The organism is Leminorella grimontii ATCC 33999 = DSM 5078 (assembly GCF_000439085.1).
Taxonomy (GTDB): Bacteria; Pseudomonadota; Gammaproteobacteria; order Enterobacterales; family Enterobacteriaceae; genus Leminorella; species Leminorella grimontii.
Genome location: NZ_AUUA01000015.1, coordinates 75,711 through 93,379 on the forward strand (window position 1 = coordinate 75,711; position 17,669 = coordinate 93,379).

The 17,669-nt window shown below is 57.6% G+C and carries 14 protein-coding genes; 9 read left to right on the forward strand and 5 right to left on the reverse strand.

What is annotated here, in order from left to right; genetic code table 11:
* Positions 1–633 precede the first annotated feature (633 nt).
* Genes G544_RS0115150 through G544_RS0115170 form a run of 5 tightly spaced genes read right to left on the reverse strand, consistent with a single transcriptional unit; the run spans position 634 to position 6,640 of the window.
* Positions 634–1,659: an N-acetyltransferase gene (locus tag G544_RS0115150; RefSeq protein ID WP_027275386.1), complete on the reverse strand. Its 1,026-nt coding sequence runs from the start codon at positions 1,657–1,659 to the stop codon at positions 634–636.
* Entirely contained in the window at positions 1,659–3,005 is a 1,347-nt protein-coding gene (locus G544_RS0115155) for a B12-binding domain-containing radical SAM protein (protein WP_027275387.1), read from the reverse strand. The genes G544_RS0115150 and G544_RS0115155 overlap by 1 nt, the downstream gene beginning before the upstream one ends.
* A 3-nt stretch (positions 3,006–3,008) precedes the next feature.
* Positions 3,009–4,397, reverse strand: coding sequence for a B12-binding domain-containing radical SAM protein (locus G544_RS0115160; RefSeq protein WP_027275388.1), 1,389 nt, complete (start codon positions 4,395–4,397; stop codon positions 3,009–3,011).
* Between the two features lie 7 nt (positions 4,398–4,404).
* On the reverse strand, positions 4,405–5,931 hold the full coding sequence (locus tag G544_RS0115165; protein WP_027275389.1) for a GH3 family acyl-acid amido synthetase: 1,527 nt from the start codon (positions 5,929–5,931) through the stop codon (positions 4,405–4,407).
* Positions 5,924–6,640, reverse strand: coding sequence for a hypothetical protein (locus tag G544_RS0115170; protein WP_036024253.1), 717 nt, complete (start codon positions 6,638–6,640; stop codon positions 5,924–5,926). The genes G544_RS0115165 and G544_RS0115170 overlap by 8 nt, the downstream gene beginning before the upstream one ends.
* A gap of 380 nt (positions 6,641–7,020) precedes the next feature.
* Here G544_RS0115170 and G544_RS0115175 point away from each other — a divergent pair, with 380 nt between their 5' ends.
* From G544_RS0115175 to G544_RS0115215, 9 genes are all read left to right on the forward strand, one after another.
* Entirely contained in the window at positions 7,021–8,658 is a 1,638-nt protein-coding gene (locus tag G544_RS0115175) for an AMP-binding protein (protein ID WP_027275391.1), read from the forward strand.
* 64 nt (positions 8,659–8,722) lie between these two features.
* Positions 8,723–9,958 (forward strand): CaiB/BaiF CoA transferase family protein, encoded by a 1,236-nt coding sequence (locus G544_RS0115180; RefSeq protein ID WP_027275392.1) that lies wholly within the window; start codon positions 8,723–8,725, stop codon positions 9,956–9,958.
* 35 nt (positions 9,959–9,993) lie between these two features.
* Positions 9,994–10,821, forward strand: coding sequence for an acyl-CoA dehydratase activase (locus G544_RS0115185; RefSeq protein WP_027275393.1), 828 nt, complete (start codon positions 9,994–9,996; stop codon positions 10,819–10,821).
* Positions 10,818–12,059, forward strand: a complete 1,242-nt coding sequence (locus G544_RS0115190; RefSeq protein WP_027275394.1) for a 2-hydroxyacyl-CoA dehydratase subunit D — start codon at positions 10,818–10,820, stop codon at positions 12,057–12,059. The genes G544_RS0115185 and G544_RS0115190 overlap by 4 nt, the downstream gene beginning before the upstream one ends.
* Complete coding sequence (locus G544_RS0115195) at positions 12,059–13,192, forward strand: 2-hydroxyacyl-CoA dehydratase subunit D (protein WP_027275395.1); 1,134 nt, start codon at positions 12,059–12,061, stop codon at positions 13,190–13,192. The genes G544_RS0115190 and G544_RS0115195 overlap by 1 nt, the downstream gene beginning before the upstream one ends.
* Before the next feature lie 121 nt (positions 13,193–13,313).
* The gene (locus G544_RS0115200) at positions 13,314–14,639 is read left to right on the forward strand and encodes a GntP family permease (protein ID WP_027275396.1); all 1,326 of its coding nucleotides are present in this window, start codon (positions 13,314–13,316) and stop codon (positions 14,637–14,639) included.
* 87 nt (positions 14,640–14,726) lie between these two features.
* Positions 14,727–15,866 carry an acyl-CoA dehydrogenase family protein gene (locus tag G544_RS0115205; RefSeq protein ID WP_027275397.1) on the forward strand — a complete coding sequence of 380 codons (1,140 nt, stop codon included), beginning with the start codon at positions 14,727–14,729 and terminating at the stop codon, positions 15,864–15,866.
* Positions 15,867–15,921: 55 nt separating this feature from the next.
* On the forward strand, positions 15,922–16,698 hold the full coding sequence (locus tag G544_RS0115210) for an electron transfer flavoprotein (RefSeq protein ID WP_027275398.1): 777 nt from the start codon (positions 15,922–15,924) through the stop codon (positions 16,696–16,698).
* 22 nt (positions 16,699–16,720) lie between these two features.
* Positions 16,721–17,662 carry an FAD-binding protein gene (locus tag G544_RS0115215; RefSeq protein ID WP_027275399.1) on the forward strand — a complete coding sequence of 314 codons (942 nt, stop codon included), beginning with the start codon at positions 16,721–16,723 and terminating at the stop codon, positions 17,660–17,662.
* The last annotated feature ends 7 nt before the right edge of the window (positions 17,663–17,669 follow it).

Consider the following 17,669-nt stretch of genomic DNA (forward strand, 5'->3'; position numbering starts at 1 on the left):
ATTATTTCTAAGGCGGTATTTCAGGCGCGTATTTCAGAGCGTTTTGACGGGAAGATCGCCGGTAGCAAAAAACAAAAGACCCCGCTGGTGACGGAGTCTTTTGTTTTATTGTCTTCAGTGAATGAACCATAAAAATGGAGCACGACACTTCAACCTGACTTCGCAAGTGTACTCAGCTTTATTCCTTATTGCAAACAGGCGGATGACGTACTGTTCTACGATATTTATTTCTTTGGAGACGGCTCGTAAAAAGTGACGTTCTCCGTTGGCTGTATGGGAAAGCGCTTTATAATCCATCGCGTCAGGTGTGTTGCATTCCGGATTTTACTGGTTTACAAGTCCTGGCTGCCGGACGGGTGGTGCCGCAGGCAGTGCCCCGGTCTGGGGCTCGGCATTCCATCTGACGATTGGACACCGTAAGGGTAAGGCGTCGGCGTTGCGCTCCGCAAGCACGGAGAAGCGGGTGAAATGGACGTACTGTCTGTCATCATCGTTGTAATAGAGCTGCTGTTGGCGCTGTTACGGCTGATTAATCTGTTGAGCTAATTCACGGATTAGTTCACTGATTGAAACGCACCTAAGGGGGAAGGAAACTGCTTCCCCCTTTAATACTATCGGCTTAGCGGAAAAACCTCACAGCAGCGCCACTTCCGGCCAAACGGTGCGATTGTCCCACTCGGGGCTGGAGGACAGGTCTACGCCGTAGAGTCGAGTCCGGTACACCGCTGCGCGGGTGCGGGCCGTCAGCTTCTTTACGCTCGATTCGGCAGCGGGGAGCCCCAGCGTCATGATGCGGGTAGGGCACAGGGCCAGTGCGTCCATAATCAGGTCCGTTGTCATATCGCCATCGTCGGCGGCAAAAAAGGCCAAAAAGCTTTGATCGAGCGCTTGGCCCGCCTTTGGCAACGGAACGCGGCCTGTTGCCATCGCGTAGCCGTTATAGAAAGGGCGCAGCAGGCGCGCGCGTAGGGAATAACGGGAGGCGAGGATCTGTTTAAACGCCTGCTGGTTCCACAGCGCGGCGCAGGCGCTAAGCGTTTGGCCGTCGTAATAGCCTAAAACCGTTGCCCCGCTGGAGTGCAGCCAGCCTGCGTCCAGAACGGGGGCAAGCTGGCGGAGGCGGGCGTTTCGTCGGTAGCATTCGACCACGTCGGCGTAGCTTTCCTGTGGCATCACCCGCCACAGCCCGCGACGTTTCCCCCGTTTCCTGCTTATCGCCAGCGTACACATCTCTCCCAGCGGGCGATAGGCGGGAAGCCCCGGAATACCTCGTTCGAGCAGGCGAAGCGCGGTGCGATTATCGGTCGCAATGCTGGTGTAGCAGTAATCGGGCGGAGAAAGCTGGCGCAGGTAGTCAAACCCCGCCTGCAGTACGCGAACGCGGTGGCGGTAGTCGGGGGAAATGCGCAGCCCGCCGAGATAGCCGAGCGCCTGCGCTTTGCCGTTGGCAAAGCCTGCGTGTTCAGTCAGTCGGCACATGCCGACGGCGCGTTCGCCTTCCAGCGCCAGCGCGGAGCGCTCAATGCCGAAATCGTGCTCCGGGGTGAAGTAGCGCGGGCGGCGGGTCATTACCAGGCTCACGTCGCCGCTCATGGCGTTTTCTTCCAGCAGGCGCAGCAGATCGGCGTCCCGCTCCGGCGTCGCGGCAACGACCCGCACTATTTGACCTCCAGCAGCTTGCCCTGCCAGCCTTCATCACCCAGCGGATAGCCGTTGCGGGCTTCGATTTCACGCTGGTGCAACATGTTTATGGGAAAGAAATTACGCCACATAAAGAAGTCACCGCGATTGCGCCAGCTGCGCTGCATAATCGAGCTCCAGGTGTAAAAGTCTTTTCGTGCCTTCAGGCAGCCTTCTTCCACTTGGCGCGGCGTAAGGTGCGTTGGCTGATAGGTCAGCCTGTTGTAACGGTAGTTCTCATCCAGCCACCAACGGTCAAAGATCATCCGCTTCTCCTGTACCAACCGATGATAGAACGGCGTGCCGGGCCACGGCATCATATGGTTGAAGGCAGCGACATACATGCTTTCCTCGCGGGCGAAATTCACCGCTTCGCTGAAGGAGCTCGGCGTGTCGTGGTCGTAGCCAAATACAAAGGTGCCAAAAACGCCGATACCGTATTTGCGCAGGTTCGCCAGCGCGTGGCTGAAGCTGCCGCCCATCGTGTTGACACGCTTGTTCATTTGCTTCAGGTTATCTTCGTTCAGCGACTCAAAGCCTATCAGCACGCCGCGGCAGCCCGCGCGCGCCATCTCTTGCACAAAGCTTTCGTCGTGAGCGGCATCGATGCTCATCTGCGTTATCCAGCGAACCTTGGCCTGTGCCAGCGTCGGCAGGATTTCGCTACCGCCTTTCAGGCTTCCGGCGAAATTGTCGTCAACGAAGAAGAACAGCTTTTTCCCCTGTTTAATCTGTTCCAGTTCGTTGAACACCTGGTCAATATCGCGACGGCGGTAGCGGCGCTGATAAAAAGTTTGCACAGCACAAAATTCACATGGAAAACGGCAGCCGCGCCCGGTCTCAATCAGCCCAATGGGTAGATAGCGCTTGCCTTGAAAGACGCTGCGATCCACCCGTACCTGACTTAAGTCGGTTTGTTGGCCCTGATAGCGCTTTTTTAGCGTTCCGTGACGCAGGTCGTCGATCACCTCCGCCCAGATGGATTCTGCTTCTCCGATGACGATAGCGTCTGCGTATAGCTCGGCTTCTTCAGGCAGCAGAGTGACGTGAAAACCGCCTAAGATCACCGGTACGCCGCGCTTGCGGTATTCGCTGGCGATTTGGTACACGCGTCGGGCGGTGTAGGTTTCTACCGTTAGCGCCACTGCATGGGTCGGCTCATCAAAGGGAATCGTTTCCATCCTATCGTCGTAAAAACGCACGTCGACATCGGCGGGCGTCAGCCCCTTTAGTGCGGCGATGGGGAGTGGCTCCATTTGCCATGAACGCAGGTAGGATTCTCCGGTACGGTGGCCGATGGCCGGATAGACAAACGTTAGTCTCATAGCTTAGTTACTCCGTACCGGCGCGTGCTCGATCGGCCAATCGCAGGTATAAAACTGGTGCAGGTGGTGAGCGTAGAAGCGATAGCCGAGATTAGCGGTCAGCGCCAGCGGCTTGAAGTTTTTGGCGTTCCACAGCCTTCTGGCGATGCTGCCGTAGCGATAGACCTTTTTCCAGGCGCGCTCGTGGCCCAGTTCCAGTTCTCGGACGCTCATCAACTTAGGCTGAAAAACCACGTGCTGGGCGTCGTACAGCGACCAGTCTTTGGTCAGGATGCGGTTTTCCTCTTCAAGGCGGCGGTACAGCGGCGTGCCGGGGAACGGCGTCAGTACCGAGAAGCGGGGCAGGTCGATGCCCGCGTCGATGGCAAGCTCCACGGTGCGGTCAAACACGTCCGTGGTGTCGTGATCGAGGCCGAAAACAAAGCAGCCCTGAATGGAAATCCCCAGCCGGTGCAGGTCGCCAATCAGCGCTTTGTAGTCCACCGAGCCGTTGAACTTCTTGCCAGCGTCTTTCAGGCTGCCGTCGCTGACGGTTTCCAGCCCCAGCAGCAGCCCCTTGCAACCGCTTTTCGCCATCAGCTCCATCAGTTCATGGTTGTGGGCAATCAGCACCGTAGACAGGCCGAACCACTGGATCTTCAGCGGGATCAGGGCAGTAAACAGCGCCTTGGCGTAGCCAATGTCCGACACCAGATTGAGGTCGACGAAGATGATCTTACGCTTGCCGGTACGGGCGACGAACTGGCGAATGTCGTTGACTACCCACTCGACGGGATGCTGAAACTGCTTTCGCCCCCAAGCGCTGGGCGCGACGCAAAACTCGCAGTTGTGGGCGCAGGCGCGGGTGGCTTCGAATACGGCCTGAGTGAGGAAGTGCTTACCGTCAAAGCGATCGCGCTCCGGGAAGGGCAGCTCGGCGGCGTCCAGATGAAAGCCTTCCTCCTGCCGATACTCGGCCCGCATTTCGCCGTTGAGAAAGTCATTAATCAGCCGAGGCCAGCTTTGCTCCGCATAGCCGACGCAGACGCAGTCAGCGTGCAGGGCGGCCTCCTGCGGCAGCAGGGTAACGTGCGGCCCGCCGAGCACGACGGAGATGCCCTTGGCGCGAAAGCCCGCCGCCAGCTCGTAGGCTCTCGGCGCCGTACCGGTGATCACCGTCATGCCGACCAGATCGGCCTCGAGATTTTCAGGAATGTCGCAGATGCTTTCGTCGATTAGGCTTATCTCGACCGGCAGGGACTTTGGCACCAGCGCTGCCAGCGTGGTCAGCGTCAGCGGCTGATAGCGTAGAGAGCGCTTAAAAATGCCGCCGCGGCTGCGATACAGCGGCCCTTTGGGAGAAATCAGCACCAGCTTCATTTTCCTCTGTGGGCCGTATGATGGATAATCCATATCTTTCCTATTCCCTTATCTGAAAGGCATCGCGCCAGTCGTCAGACGTAAACAGCGCGGGTATTTTAATCTCCCCCAGCCGCCTGCCCTGTTGATGCCGCCAACGCAAATAGTGTTCGACCGGGTTCTCAATAAAGGCGTATCGCAGCGGAGCGAGTTGACCCAGGCGTCTGGCGTAGTCGTACTGTGGATTATTACACAGCCGCCTCTCGATATCGCTAAGGCTTTGACTATTTTGCCAGCGAAGCGCCTTGTCCAGCAGCAGCACGTAACCGGGAGCCGCGGCGTCCTGCGCCAGAGCGGCAAAGCCCTCAAGCTCGTCCAAACAGCGAATGACGAACGGTTCCGTCAGCTTTTCTCCCACCAGATCGCTGTTTACGCCGCTGCGGCCGGTAAAGCGCAGCAGCGGCGCGCCCTTGCGGTCGCCGACGCACAGCACCCGATCGTGAGTCAGGTAGCGATACAGGCCGCTGTTGGTCGTAACTATCACGCCGTACTCTTCGCCGGTAGTGAGGTCGTCCGCCAGATGAATGCGTCCGCTTTCATCGATAAATTCATAGAAGTTGCTGTCGACGCACAGCCGGGGGTGCCCGCGGGAATCCGGCACGCTGATAATGGCTTCGGTGGAGAGCAGCCCCTTGGGCTGTAGATGAACGCCGGGGAAGTGGCGCATCAGCTCAACGGCCAGCGGCCTGGAGGCAGCGTCGGTCCAGCAGCTTATCAGCGCCAGCTCCGGCCAAAGCAGACGGGTTTCCTGCCGAGTCAGGTATTCGCGATAGCGGCGAAGCGCGTCGGCGTCGGCGGTCAGGGAATGCCCGGCAACGAGGCCGCCGTGGGCCAACAGCGGGATAAGCTCCTGCTGGCGCTCGCGCAGCGCCGTCAGCAGCGACGTCAGAAACGCCGGGCTCCAGACGGAAATAAGCTTCAGGTCGTCGCAGCGGGTGAGGAAGTAAAGCGTCAGCAGCTGCCAGTCCGCCATCTCTTCCACCGCGCCCAGGCTCAATGGCACGGCGGAAAGCCCGGCGAACGCCGCCAGGTTCTCATCGCCCAGATAAAGCTCATCGCCCGCGCCGATAGGGATGCCGCCGCGGGTGCTTTCGATACGCGTCGCCGCCGGGCTAAGCGCCCAGTAGGCCCGCCCCTCCGTCAGGCGGTATTCGGTTATCGTATCGTTAAGCCAATTCGTCAGCGCTCGGCGGAAGTCGTCCAGGCCGCGCGCCGTGTAGGGAATGAGCTTGCCGCCGCTGTGGCTGCCGCCGGTTTTTTCAAACGCCAGCGCGTCGGCGCAAAACAGTACGTTAGCCAGGCCGTTGGCGATGCTGTCGATAAGCGGAGCCAGCGTCTCATACTCGACGACGGGCACGCGCTGCTGAAATTCTTCAATTGATGAGATAGCGGCAAAGCCGTACTTCTCACCGTAGGCCGACGTCCGATTGGTTGCCAGGCAGTCCATCAGCCATTGCGTTTGCCTTTCCCGAACGGTACCGCTCGGAGAAGGGAGCGTTTGTTGAAAGTGGCTCCAGAGATTATTCATCGTAAAACTCAACGTCAGGATTAATAAACAGCTTTTGATAGCGTGCGGCCAGGTTGTCCGGCGCGATTTCGCACAGGCACACCAGCTCGTGTCCGAGCGAGTAGTGCGGGTTCTTTTGTAAAAAGAAGTCGACCTCCGGCCTGCCGTGGAGCGTCGGCGCGATGTCTGCCAGCGCTTCTTTCAGATAGCCGTAATGTGGGGGGCATTCCACTACGCCGCTTTGTGGGTTATATAGCGCGCCAAACTTTTTTGACGCCAGCGCGTCGGCCAGCCGCTGAAGCTCGGGTTCGTCGCGCTGCCAGTGCGGGTAAAACGTTTTGGCGAATGCCTTCAGGTATTTGTAGGTTCTTAAGCCCTTGACCAGTAAAAACCAGTAGAGTCTTTTCTGTGGATGCTGCTTGTAAAGCAGAGCCATGCGGGAAATCCAGACGCGATGAAGCGTCTGCTGCATCCAGTGTTCCGGCATGACGATGGTATCGCCGGAGTAAACAATGAGCGCCCGTTCATGCTCATAAAACTGGACGCTGCTAAAGCCGACGAGCCGCCCTCTGTATTCGAGCAGTAGCGCTTCATCTTTATCTGCCAGATCGGACATGAAGCGCGATGCGTCGCTCCCGGCATAGGATTGGAAGTAAATATCGGCCATCTGCTCGCGCCTGGCGGCAGAAAGCGTGGAAACCCGTTGAAAGTGTGCTCGATAATCCGTCATGAGCAGCGTCCCTGTTGTACGGCGCGCAAGCGCGCGGCTCTTGCCTACCTAAAGGAGAGCATACCTCAACGGTGAAGTAAACGTCATACCTCTATTATTTGGAAAGTGAATTTTGACGCAGCCAGCGCTTCAACGGTTAAAAATCACGAACAAATTACGACAGATGTTCAAATCTACTTCATTTCATGTAAACGCGTTGTAATAAATCCTACCAATAAATAGGTAAAAAATAGAATCGAATCACAGTTTTCACCCGTTTGGTGAAAATGACGAAAAACAGTTCGTTATTTACCAAGAATGACGACGTTGACCTACAGACAATGCGGATATTGCAAGCAGATGCGGCGTAACGCGGCAAGTATTCCGTTGAGTAGGTATTTATGAACCTGTTGTCGATAACGGTCGAAGAATGTCTGAATAACGCGGTGGCGAAAAATCCGTCCGGTACGGCGCTGATTGAAAGCCAGAGCGGAAGAACGATGACCTGGCAGGCGCTAAGCGAGGAAGCGGACGCCGTTGCGCGCGGCTTTTTGGCCGCGGGGCTTAGGAAAGGCGATCGTCTGGGCATCTGGTCAGCCAACAGCATCGAGTGGGTTATCTGCTTTTTAGCCGCCGCTAAAATTGGCCTGCCGGTCGTTTGTATTAATTTCCATTTTAAGAAAAGAGAGCTGTTGGATTTATTTCGCCTGACGAACCTTAAGGCGTTATGTTTTTCCGACGGTTTTAGAGAAAACGACTTTGTTGAAACCGTTCAGTCTCTTGCGATGTCAGCGAGGCCTGATGGCGTTTCCGTTCCCCGCGTGCTGATCGGCATAGGGAAGAAAAGCGTATCGCCGGCTTTTTCCTTAACCGAGCTTAAAGAGAGAGGAAAAAACGTATCTTCCTCTTCCTATTTTACTGAGGCGTCAAAGGTCAGCGCCGACGACATGCTGACCGTTCAGCTCACCTCCGGCAGTACGGCCGCGCCCAAGGGCGTCATGCTCAGCCACTACAGCGTGATTAATAACGCCATTTTGTCCGCTGGGCGGTTGGGCGTAACGCAGCGGGATACCCTCTGCTTGGCAGTTCCTCTGTTTCACTGCTTTGGCCTCTCTTCCGGCCTTTTTTTCTCGCTAACGACCGGGTGTAGGCTAGTTCTGCTTGACAACTACAGTCCGGAAGACGTGCTGAAGGCGGTTCAAACCTATCGATGCACCGTCATGCACGGCGTGCCGACTATATTCAGCCGCCTGATGCGCCACGCGCGCTTTGCCGACTACGACGTCAGCAGCCTGGCGAAGGGGATAGTGGCCGGCGCTGCGGTTCCCATTGGCCTGATTGAAGAAATTTCTACGCGTCTTGGTATGAAAGAAGTCGCCGTTTCTTACGGGCAAACCGAGGCCTCCCCCTGCTGCACCCAGACGCTGCCGGGCGATCCCGTTGAGATAAAGGGCCGCACCGTCGGCAAGCCGCTGCCCTTCGTTGAAATGAGGATCGCCTCTCTTAAAAACGGAAAAACCTGCCCGCCGGGCGCGCGCGGGGAAATCTGTACGCGCGGTTTCCACGTCATGATGGGCTACGACGGCGAGCCGGAAAAAACGCAAGAGGCGATAGACGAACAGGGTTGGCTGCACACCGGCGACGTCGGCTACGTCGACGCCGACGGCTATTACCACTATGCCTACCGAATTAAAGAAATCGTCGTTCGCGGCGGAGAGAACGTCAGCCTGCGGGAAATCGAAGAGGCGGTGATGGAGTATTCCGGCGTTGAGGCCGCCAAGGCGTTCGGCATTCCCTCTGAAGACCTGGGCGAAGAGGTGGCTGCCGCCGTTTGCGTTCATGAGGGGCATTCCATCACTGAAACCGAGCTGCGTGAGTTTTTACGCCAGCGGCTGGCCCGCTACAAAATGCCAAAAGACATCTGCTTTTTTAGCCAGTTCCCCCATACGCCCTGCGGAAAGATAGACGTTCAGGTCCTGAAGTCCCAGATGGGCTATGGGGCGAGAGTCGGGAAGGAAAAGGTAAACGCTGATAACTGACCGAAAACCGTTTTTTCACGTTCTGACGATAGCCGCATTAAGTCTAAAAAATTGAGGAGAAAAGATGAGTAACCGTAAAGCACTGGAAGGAGTCACCGTTGTCGAACTGGCGACCTTTATCGCCGTTCCCGCCGCCGGGCGCATTCTGGCGGATATGGGCGCCAACGTTATCAAAATAGAGTCGCCGGACGGCGATAACCTGCGCTACACCGCGCCAACCGAGGGGCGGCCGCTGGATCAGTACGAGAATACGACCTTCGATCTGGAAAACGCCAACAAGCTCGGCATTGGGCTGAATACCAAAACCGAAGCGGGAAAGAAGGTTCTGTTCGAACTTCTGGAAAAAGCAGACATCTTTTTGACTAACTGGCGTCCGGGCGCCCGTGCGAGAGCGGGGCTTGACTACGAAACGTTGAAAAAGCGTTTCCCGAAGCTGGTGTACGCGAGCCTGACGGGCTACGGCGAAACGGGGCCGGATAAAGATCTGCCGGGCTTCGACTATACCGCGTTCTTCGCCCGCGCCGGCATTCTGGGTACGCTTTATCAAAAAGACACGGTGCCGATGAACGTCATTCCCGGCCTGGGCGATCACCAGTGCGCGCTGGGGCTGGTCGCTGGCGTGCTGGCGGCCTATATCCGCGCCAAGAGCCTCGGCGAAGGCGAGTATGTTTCCACTAACCTGCTGCACACCTCCATCTATACGCAGGCCATCATGATTCAGGCCGCGCAGTACCCGGACTACGGCCAAACCTATCCTATCGACCGCCGCACCACCACCAGCCCGTTTATTCTGGCCTACAAAACCAAAGACGACCGCTTTATTCAGGTCTGTATGCCGGTTTACGACGCCTACTACGCCAAGTTTATCTCCTGCATCGGCAGGCCGGATCTGGCGCAAGACGAGCGCTATACCAAGCTGCAAGAGGTCGCAAAGCACGGGCGTTCCCCTGAGATGTACGACATTGTCTGGGCGCAAATAGAGCAGAAGACCGCCAGCGAGTGGAAGGCCATTTTTACCGAAAACGATATCCCCTTCAGCGTTGCGCAAACCTGGGAAGAGGTGCTGGAAGACGAACAGGCATGGGCCATCGATGCCTTTTACCGCATGAAGTATGCCAACGGCAGTGAGAAAGCGCTGGTGCGTCCTCCAATCGACTTCCTGGAAAGCGGGCTGCCTGAATATCGCCGCGGTCCTCTACTGGGCGAGGATACGGGCGCGGTGCTGAAAGCGCTCGGCTATAGCGATGAGCGCATCGCCGAGCTTGAGGCCAACGGCGACGTTATCGTCAGGAAAGCCTAGTTCGTTATTCCCTTACTCTTTTGGAGAGCGTCAGTATGCAGCAGGACATATTCACTATGGGCGTAGACATCGGCTCATCCGCGTCGAAGTGCATCATCATGCGAAACGGCGTAGAGATTGTCGCGAAGTCTCTGGCGTCGGTGGGTGCAGGAACGTCAGGGCCGGAAAAGGCGATCGCTGAGGTGATGCAGCAGTTTGGCGGAAAACCGGCCGATATTCGTTGGGTATGCGCCACCGGCTACGGGCGTAACTCTCTTAAAGAGGCCAACAAAGAGGTGAGCGAACTCAGCTGTCACGCCAAGGGCGCCCACTATCTGTTCCCCGGCGTCAAGACGGTGATTGATATCGGCGGTCAGGACGTCAAGGCGCTGCATATGGACGGCGCCGGCCGGCTGATTAACTTCGTGATGAACGACAAGTGCGCGGCAGGAACCGGGCGCTTTCTGGACGTCATGTCCCGCGTGCTGGAAACGCGGATCTCCGATCTCGCGACGGAGGGCGCCAAGTCGAAAAAGCGGGTTACCATCAGCTCTACCTGCACGGTGTTCTCCGAATCTGAAGTGATTTCCCATTTAGCCAACAGCGAAACGATCCCCGACGTGATTAACGGTATCCACAGGTCTGTCGCCAGCCGTATTGCCGGCTTGGCGAAGCGGGTTGGTGTGGAAGAGCCGATCGTTATGACCGGGGGCGTAGCCAGCAACTTTGAGGTTGTTCGCTACGTTAGCGAAGAGTTGGGGGCGCCTATCATGACCTCGCCGCTATCACAATATAACGGGGCGATAGGCGCAGCCATTTATGCCTTTGATGCGTGCAGCCAGCAGTTGCGGGACGGCGCGCCACTTTCAGGAATGCACATATGAGCAATATAGATATGAACGCGCCGGACTACGTACCGGCGAAAAAGCGGCTACAGCAGCTTGCGGGCGACGCCTATCAGCGGGCCTGGGACGCCAAGGCCAGAGGCGAAAAGGTAGGCTGGTGCGCGTCTAACTTCCCGCAGGAAATTGCGGAAACGCTGGGCGTATGCGTGGTGTATCCGGAGAACCAGGCGGCCGCCATCGCGGCCAAGGGCGGCGGTTTAAGAATGTGTGAACACGCCGAAAGCATGGGCTACTCCAACGATATTTGCGCCTACGCCAGAATCAGCCTGTCGTTTATGGACGTGAAGCACTGCGACGAGATGGACATGCCGCAGCCGGACTTCCTGCTGTGCTGCAACAACATCTGCAACTGCATGATCAAGTGGTATGAAAACATCGCCTACGAGCTGAATATTCCGATGATCCTCATCGATATTCCCTACAAAAACGACTACGACACCGACGATGCGACGGTGCGTTACGTTCAGGCCCAGTTTGACGACGCCATCAGGCAGTTGGAAAAAATCACCGGCAAAACGTTCTCTGAAGAGCGGTTCAAGCAGGTTTGCGAGGTGTCTCAGCGTACCAGTCGGGCGTGGCTGAAAGCGGCGGAATACTGTAAATACCGCCCTTCACCGATGAACGGCTTCGACTTGTTCAACCATATGGCCGTCGCCGTCTGCGCGCGCGGAAAGTTAGAGGCGGCGGAAGCCTTTGAGCTTTTGTGCGAAGAGATGGAGCAGAACATCAAGGAGAACAAGTCCACCTATCGCGGAGAAGAAAAGTATCGGGTGTTGTTTGAAGGCATCGCCTGTTGGCCCTATCTGCGCGCCACCTCCACGCCGCTCAAGGATCAGGGCATTAACGTCACGGCCACCGTTTACGCTACCGCATTCGGCGTTATTTATCAAAACAGCGAAGAGATGATGCGCGCTTATTCCTACGTGCCCAACTGCGTTTCCGTTGAGCGAGCGGCGGATATGCGCATCGACGTCAGCCGCCAGAATCAGGTCGACGGCGCCATTATTCACGTTAACCGCAGCTGCAAACTTTGGAGCGGCATCATGCCGGAGATTGAAAGAAAGATCCGGCGCGAGCTGCATATTCCAACGGTGACGTTCGACGGCGATCAGGCCGATCCGCGCGTCTTCTCTGAGGCGCAGTACGTGACCCGCGTTGAGGCGCTGACGGAAATCATGGCCGCCAACAAGGCAGCAACGAACAAAGGGGGCATCTGATGAACGCGTTGACTGACATATTTGAACGGCTGCAGGCGGTAGTGGATAACCCGGTAAAGCAGCTTGACGGCTTTATCCGCAGCGGTAAAAAAGTGGTCGGCTGCTTTCCTGAATACACGCCGAACGAAATCGTCTATGCCGCCGGCATGGTGCCGTTTGGCGTATGGGGCGCGGAAGGGCGGGAAATTTCAGAAGCCAAAAAGTACTTCCCGCCTTTTTACTGCGCGCTGGCGCTCTCATCGCTGGAAATGGGACTGGATACCGCGCTGAACAAGCTTTCAGCGGCGCTTATCCCCACGCTGTGCGACACCCTCAAGTGCCTGGGGCAAAACTGGAAGTCCGGCGTTCCTCAAGTGCCCTTCATTCAACTGGTGCATCCGCAAAACCGCAATACGCCGGCCGGCGTCGCTTTTCTGGTTGAGCAGTACAAAAAGGTGGCGAAGCAGTTGGAAACGCTGTCGGGCCAGGCGGTCACGGAAGAATCGCTTAAAAACGCTATCAGCCTGTTCAACCTGCGCCGCGCCGCGCTGCGCGAATTTTCAAGCGTTGCTGCCCAATACCCGCAAACCATTACGCCCCAGATGCGCAATACCGTTATCAAGAGCGGCTACTTCATGGACGTGTTGGAGCATATCGAAGCGGTGCGGGAGATTATCGCACGCTGCAGGGCGCTGCCGCAGGAAGAGTGGAGCGGCCATCGGGTGGTGGTGACGGGCATTATCGCCGACAGCCCGTCAATTCTGCAGATCCTGGCGGACAACAACATGGCTATCGTCGCGGACGAAGTCGCGCACGAGTCCCGCCAGTTCCGTCAGGACGTTCCGGAGGACTGCGAACCCTATGAGGCGATGGCCAGGCAGATTGCTGAACTGGAGGGGTGCTCTCTGCTGTTCGACCCGGAGAAAAAGCGCGGCGGGATGCTGGTCGATATGGTTAAGAAAAACAACGCCGACGGCGTGGTGTATCTACTGACCAAGTTCTGCGATCCGGAAGAGTTTGACGCGCCAATCGTCAAAAAGCACCTCGATAAAGCGGGGATCCCTTCCATCATCATTGAAATCGACCAACAAACGAAGACGTACGAGCAGGCGCGCACGGCGCTGCAAACCTTTGCAGACGTGCTGTCGGCTTAGCAACGTTCGGCCACAGGCCGACCATGGCCCGCGCCAGGTTGATAACCGGGCGGGCCGATAACTCCCTGGTGGCTATCGGCAAGCGATCCGATGGCTATCAGACCAATATGAGTAAGGCACTATGGGCATTCTTTGTTTAGTCATAGGACTTATTATCCTGATGGTGATGTGTATGAAGGGAATACACATCTTTATTTCCGTGTTTACCGCCAGCCTCTTTCTGGCCGTGACGGCATGGATGACGTCGCCCGACACGCTCAACCCGATAGACGCGATACTCAGAGTCTATACGGGCGGGCTCGGCGGCTATTTTGGCAGCTTCTTTTTTATCTTCGTGCTGGGGGCCATCTTCGGCAAGCTGACGGCGATTAGCGGCGCGGCCGACAGCGTGGCGTCGTTTATTATCGGCAAGTTTGGCGAAAGGGCGGTGATCCCCTCCTTAGTCGCTGCCTGCGCTATTTTGGCCTACGGCGGCGTATCGGTGTTCGTCGCGCTGTTTACCGTGTATTCCATGATGGTCAGCATGTTCAAAAAGGCCAACCTGCCGCGCAGGCTGATCCCCGCCGTTTACTTCGCCGGCGCGGGCACCTTCGTCATGATCATGCCGGGCTCGCCGCAGATCCAAAACCTGATCCCCATGAAGTTTCTCGGCACGTCCGCTACCGCCGGGCTGGTGCCGGGCATGTTGACGGCGCTGTTTCAGGTCACGCTGGTGATCCTGTATCTGTCCTGGCTGTTTAAGAAGGTGAAGGCCAGCGGCGAAGGGTGGGTCGATGACGAAAAAACGGCGCAAAAAGGCAGCGAGGCCAAGAGCCGCCCCATGCCGCACGTTGTCATTGCGCTGCTGCCTATGATTATCCTGCTACTGGTGCTGAACGTGCTTAAGCTGGACCCGGCCATCGCGCTGTTCTCCGCCATCATTGCCGCGCTGATTATCTACGTCAACTTCCTCAATTGGAAAGAGATTGTCGGCAATCTGGCCGCCGGAACGATGGAGGGCGTGACGTCGCTGTTTAATACCGCCGTTATCGTGGGCTTTGGCGCGCTGGTCATGGCGCTGCCCGCCTTTAAGGAGTCGTTCCAAGCGATCGCCCAGTCGGGCATGAGCCCGCTTTTGGTTACGGCTATCGCCGTCGGCGCGCTGGTGTTTATTAGCGGTTCGGGCTCGGGAGCGCTGAGCATCGCCATGCCGCTTATCGCCAGCATGTTCCCCGCCGCCGTTGTGGATCAAGGCGCACTGCACCGGGTGGCGACCATGGCCTGTATGAGCACCACGCCGCCGTTTAACGGGCTGATTATCACCGTATTGAGCGTGTGCGGCGTCAACCATAAGCAGGCCTATGGGCCGGTCGGCATTCTGACGCTGGCGATCCCGCTTATCGCGATGGTCTTCATGCTGCTTCTGTACACGTTCCTTCCCGCGTCCATCACGTCGCTGGGCGGGTAGCTTCACCAAACCAAAAACGCGGTCGCCTTTGGCGCCGACGAAATAGCGAATAACTATCAGATAAATATCATCAGAGGGAGAAAAAGCATGAATTTTGAACTGACGGAAGAACAGACCCTTATTCGGGACATGGTCAGAGAATTCGTTGAGAACGACGTTAAGCCGATCGCAGGCGAGATAGACAAAGAACACCGCTTCCCCAGCGAAAGCATTGCGCCGATGGGCGAGCTGGGGCTGTTTGGCTTCAATATCGATGAGGCTTACGGCGGCAGCGAAGCCGACGTGCTCAGCTACGCGCTGGCGACGGAAGAAATGGCCAAGGTGAGCGCCGCTCACGCGATGATTATGGGCTCACAGTGCTCCTTAACCGGCCCCATCATTCAGAAATACGCCAATGAAGAAACCAAAGCGCGCCTGCTGCCGGGCGTGGTGTCAGGCGAGAAGATCGGCTGCTTCTGCCTGTCGGAACCCGGCGCAGGGTGCGATGCCGCCGGCCAGCAAACGACCGCCGTGCGTCAGGGCGATTCATACGTGATTAACGGCTCCAAGCTTTGGATCACCGCCGCGCCGCAGGGCGCCTTCTATATCGTTTTCGCCATGACCGACAAGAGCAAGGGTGTGAAGGGCATTAGCGCCTTCCTGGTAGAACGCGACAACCCCGGCATCAGCATTGGCCTGCCGGAAGAGAAGATGGGCATGAACGGCTCCGATACCTGTTCGGTCAGCTTCAGTGACTGCGTGGTAGCCGAAAGCGCCCGCCTGGGCGCGGAAGGGCAAGGATTCAGTATCGCGATGGAAACCCTCGACGGCGGCCGCTTGAGCTGCTCCGCCATTGCCTTGGGTATTGCGCAGAGCGCGCTGGATGCGACCATCACCTACACCAAAGAGCGCATTCAGTTCGGCAAGCCTATCGCCGCCAACCAGGGCGTGCAGTGGATGCTGGTGGAGATGGCAAACCAGGTGGATTGCGCCCGCATGCTGGTTTATCGCGCGGCGGCGGCCAAGATGGCGGGCGGTGATTATACCCGCGAAGCCGCACAGGCCAAGCTCTACGCCTCAGAGGCGGCTACCTACGTCACTCAAAAGGCGGTTCAGCTGCACGGCGGTATGGGCTACACCAAATCGTATCCCGTGGAGCGCCTGATGCGGGAGGCCAAGCTTACCGAAATTTTTGAAGGCACCAGCGAAGTCCAGCGCATGGTCATCGCCAAGCACATTCTGGCCTGAGTCAGAGCGTTTTTTCTATTAACCGTTTCATTCACCAGAATGGAGAGTACGAACTATGAAACTTATTGCCTGTTGTAAGGTTGTTCACGATGAACAGGACATCACAACCCGCCCGGATCGCTCGTTGGCGACGGAAAATGCCGGTTTAAAAATCAGCCTATACGATCTTAACGCCATAGAGGCGGCGGTAGAGCTGGCGGCAGCGGCCGGCGGCGGCAGCGTGACGGCGCTGAGCGCGGGCGCAAAGGCCATGCAGGAAAACTCCAAGGTCCGTAAGGACATTCTGTCGCGCGGCCCGGACGACCTGACGTCGATAGCCGACGACGCCTGCACTTCTCTATACCCGGCGGAAGCGGCGAAAGTGCTGGCCGCCGCGGCGCAAAAAATCGGCTTCGATCTGCTTATTTGCGGCGAAGGCTCAGGCGACCTGTACGCACAGCAAACCGGGCTTTTGGTGGGGGAAATGCTGGGGCTGCCGTGCGTCAACGCCGTCAGCAAAATCACGGTGAGCGACGGCAAGGTTGTGGTTGAACGAGATCTTGAAGACGTGGTGGAAGAGCTGGAGCTCACGCTGCCCGCCGTCGTCTCGGTATCGTCCGATATTAATACTCCAAAGCTGCCTTCCATGAAGGCCATTCTGGCGGCGAACAAAAAGCCGGTGACCCAGTGGGGCCTTGCGGATCTCGGCGTCGATATCTCTGCGCCGACCACTTCGCTGATAAGCGCCCGCGCGCCGGAGCAGGCGGACCGTCTGAGAGTGATCTTCGAGGGCGATTCGGACGACAACATTGCCGCTTTCGCCGACCACCTCCGGCAGGCGCTTAATCAATAATTTATAGGGGAGAAGATCCAACATGGCTAATTTATTACCCACCGTTTTTGTTTATGCAGATAAAGCGGAAAGGCTTGCCGAGCTGATTGCCCTTGCCCGACAGTGGGGCGAAAAGGTTAACGTCCTGTTTGTCGGCGGCGATGCGGACGTCAGCGCCTGCGTGAATCTGGGGGCAGATCGGGTGTATCACCTGCCGCAGCGGGAGGAAACGGTGGTTGAAGACTACGTTCCTTCGTTTGCTCAAATTATTAAAGAGTCCGGCTCGCGCGCTCTGGTGCTGCTGGCTTCGTCAAAGCGGGGCAAAGCGATAGCGGCCCGGCTGGGGGCGAAGCTTGAAGCGGGCGTTGCCAGCGACGTGCTTAGCCTGAGCGTAGAGGGTGATTCCGTGTGCGTAACCCACCAGCTTTACGGCGGCCTGGCCCACGCGCAGGCGCAGATCGGCTCGCCTTATTCGGTGGTGACGGTCGGCAGCGGCCATGACGTAGCGCCCGTAACCGACGCGGCGGCGGCCGAAGTCACTGTGGGTGAGTTCATAGCACCCGCGCACCCGCTTCGCCTGGTGGGGCGCCGTCCTAAGCAGGGCAGCTCGGTAGACCTCGGCAAAGCCAAGTGCGTCGTGGGCGTAGGGCGCGGGTTCGGCAAGCAGGAGGACATCGCGCTGGCCGCCGCATTGGCGAAGGCGGTTCACGGCGAAGTGGGATGCTCAAGGCCTATCGCCGAAGGCGAGGGCTGGATGGAGCACGAGCGCTATATCGGCGTTTCCGGCGTGGCGCTGGGTGCGGACGTCTATATTGCCACGGGCGTATCGGGGCAAATCCAGCACATGGTCGGCGTTAGCCGCGTGAAGACGATTGTCGCTATCAATAAAGACAAAAATGCGCCGATTTTCAACTTCGTCGACTATGGGATCGTAGGCGATCTCTACAAGATCCTGCCCGCGCTGACGGCCAGACTCGGTGGCTGACGCAGGT

Coding starts and splice junctions, on each gene's coding strand:
- G544_RS0115155 (WP_027275387.1), bottom strand. CDS start 3,005: ATGAGACTAACGTTTGTCTATCCGGCCATCGGCCACCGTACCGGAGAA.
- G544_RS0115160 (WP_027275388.1), bottom strand. CDS start 4,397: ATGGATTATCCATCATACGGCCCACAGAGGAAAATGAAGCTGGTGCTG.
- G544_RS0115165 (WP_027275389.1), bottom strand. CDS start 5,931: ATGAATAATCTCTGGAGCCACTTTCAACAAACGCTCCCTTCTCCGAGC.
- G544_RS0115170 (WP_036024253.1), bottom strand. CDS start 6,640: ATGACGGATTATCGAGCACACTTTCAACGGGTTTCCACGCTTTCTGCC.
- G544_RS0115175 (WP_027275391.1), top strand. CDS start 7,021: ATGAACCTGTTGTCGATAACGGTCGAAGAATGTCTGAATAACGCGGTG.
- G544_RS0115180 (WP_027275392.1), top strand. CDS start 8,723: ATGAGTAACCGTAAAGCACTGGAAGGAGTCACCGTTGTCGAACTGGCG.
- G544_RS0115185 (WP_027275393.1), top strand. CDS start 9,994: ATGCAGCAGGACATATTCACTATGGGCGTAGACATCGGCTCATCCGCG.
- G544_RS0115190 (WP_027275394.1), top strand. CDS start 10,818: ATGAGCAATATAGATATGAACGCGCCGGACTACGTACCGGCGAAAAAG.
- G544_RS0115195 (WP_027275395.1), top strand. CDS start 12,059: ATGAACGCGTTGACTGACATATTTGAACGGCTGCAGGCGGTAGTGGAT.
- G544_RS0115200 (WP_027275396.1), top strand. CDS start 13,314: ATGGGCATTCTTTGTTTAGTCATAGGACTTATTATCCTGATGGTGATG.
- G544_RS0115205 (WP_027275397.1), top strand. CDS start 14,727: ATGAATTTTGAACTGACGGAAGAACAGACCCTTATTCGGGACATGGTC.
- G544_RS0115210 (WP_027275398.1), top strand. CDS start 15,922: ATGAAACTTATTGCCTGTTGTAAGGTTGTTCACGATGAACAGGACATC.
- G544_RS0115215 (WP_027275399.1), top strand. CDS start 16,721: ATGGCTAATTTATTACCCACCGTTTTTGTTTATGCAGATAAAGCGGAA.